This is a genomic window from Ensifer aridi (assembly GCF_002078505.1).
Taxonomy (GTDB): Bacteria; Pseudomonadota; Alphaproteobacteria; order Rhizobiales; family Rhizobiaceae; genus Sinorhizobium; species Sinorhizobium aridi.
Genome location: NZ_LUAV01000065.1, coordinates 1 through 1,662 on the forward strand (window position 1 = coordinate 1; position 1,662 = coordinate 1,662).

The following is a 1,662-nucleotide window of genomic DNA, read 5'->3' on the forward strand; positions in this document are numbered from 1 at the left end:
GCGGCCAGGTTGAAATGTCCGCCGTTCAGCAAAGTTAAAATGTCACTTTGGGCGCGTCGTCAGCCATTTAGAAATGCGACACTCGGCATCTCCGCTGGCGCTGACGCAAGCCCCCGACCGGACCGGCTGGGCCGGGTTGCAAGGGAAGGGAGGGGGCGGGTGTGAGGGGCACGCTTCGGCTTTAGCTTTGACAGTCAGATCAATAGATCATTCCGCGGCATCGAGGCGGGAAAGGGCCTGCCGCCGCCGAGCAATGATCGCGGGATCGGTCATGAAATCCGTCCGCTTACCCGGCTTGCGGCCACGCGGTTTGTAGCCGATCTTCTCGCTGTTCGTCTTCACGGCCGGCTTCGTCTGCTGCTCCTGACGTTCCTTGATGTAGGCCAGGACATCACCGAGCCGCTTGTTCTCGGTGATCGCCGCATGCGTCACCCGCTGGTTCTTATCGAACACCCGGTAGGGCAGGCAATGGCCTTTCCACCGCACATCCAATCGACCATCCGCATAGGCATAGGTCTCGACATAGCGGCCAGCCAAACCGCGCGTCACCTCGGTCTCCTCAAGCATGATCCGCTGGCGCTCGAACGAAAACGTCAGCTGCGATCCGACATAGCGCTGCTCGCGCTTGCACAGGATCTCGTTGAGCCGATCGGGCGCCAGATTCATTGGCCGATGCAGATCATCGGGTCGGGCAGGGACGATCGCAAACCGCGCATTGTAGTGCTCCATGAAGCCAGGCAGAAATGCATTGCCAGCCTCCATGTCGTCGATACCCGCCAGCCGCAATTCCTTGACCAGCCGATCCTGCAGCGTCCGGTTCATCCGTTCGACGCGACCTTTGGCCTGACTGGAATTTGCGCAAAGAATCTCGATGTTTAGCTCGCAAAGTGCACGCCCGAACTGAGTCATGCCCTGGCCACCCTTGGCATCCTTCTTCGCCACCCGAAACACCGAATGTTTGTCGGAGTAAAAGGCAATCGGAGCGCCATGACGCTTGAGATACAGGGCCAGGGCCTCGAAGTAGGTGAAAGCACTTTCCGAGCGCGCGAACCGCAACTGCATCAACTTGCCGGTCGCATCATCGACGAACACCAGCAGCGAGCACGGCGGCCCGCGATCCTCGAACCAGCGATGCTCCGACCCGTCGATCTGCACCAGCTCGCCATAGGCCTCGCGTCGCAATCGTGGCTGATGGAACGTCCGTCGCTGCTTGCGCGACAGCCAAAGTCCGGCATCCGCCATCCAGCTGCGCAGCGTCTCGCGCGACACCCGCAAGCAATCGCGCTCGGCAAGCTTCTCTGCTGCCAAGCTCGGACCAAAGTCGGCATAGCGTTCGCGAACCAGCGTCACTGCATAATCCCGAACACCGTCGCTGATCCGATTGTTCGAGGGCCGGCCAATCGCCTTGTGCCGGATCGATGCTGCACCATCCGTCCGCATCCGCTCCAAGAGCCGGCGAACCTGACGCGTGCTTAAGCCCAGAACATGCGCCGCCGAAACCAATGCCATGCGTCCGGCGATCACTTTCGACAAAACCTCAATCCGCTGCAGATCACGCTCGCTCATCGCAATCAATCCCATCCGCAATCTCCCAGGTCATCTAAACCCGGGGAGAGTGACATTCCAACTTTGCAGAAACAGGACACTTTAACTTTGCGGCTA

General features: G+C 59.9%; 1 protein-coding gene. It reads right to left on the minus strand.

Annotated features, from left to right (window positions below):
- Positions 1-207: 207 nt before the first annotated feature.
- Positions 208-1,581 (minus strand): ISNCY family transposase, encoded by a 1,374-nt coding sequence (locus tag AYK65_RS31235; RefSeq protein ID WP_026614080.1) that lies wholly within the window; start codon positions 1,579-1,581, stop codon positions 208-210.
- Positions 1,582-1,662: the final 81 nt, after the last annotated feature.

Coding starts and splice junctions, on each gene's coding strand:
- AYK65_RS31235 (WP_026614080.1), bottom strand. CDS start 1,581: ATGGGATTGATTGCGATGAGCGAGCGTGATCTGCAGCGGATTGAGGTT.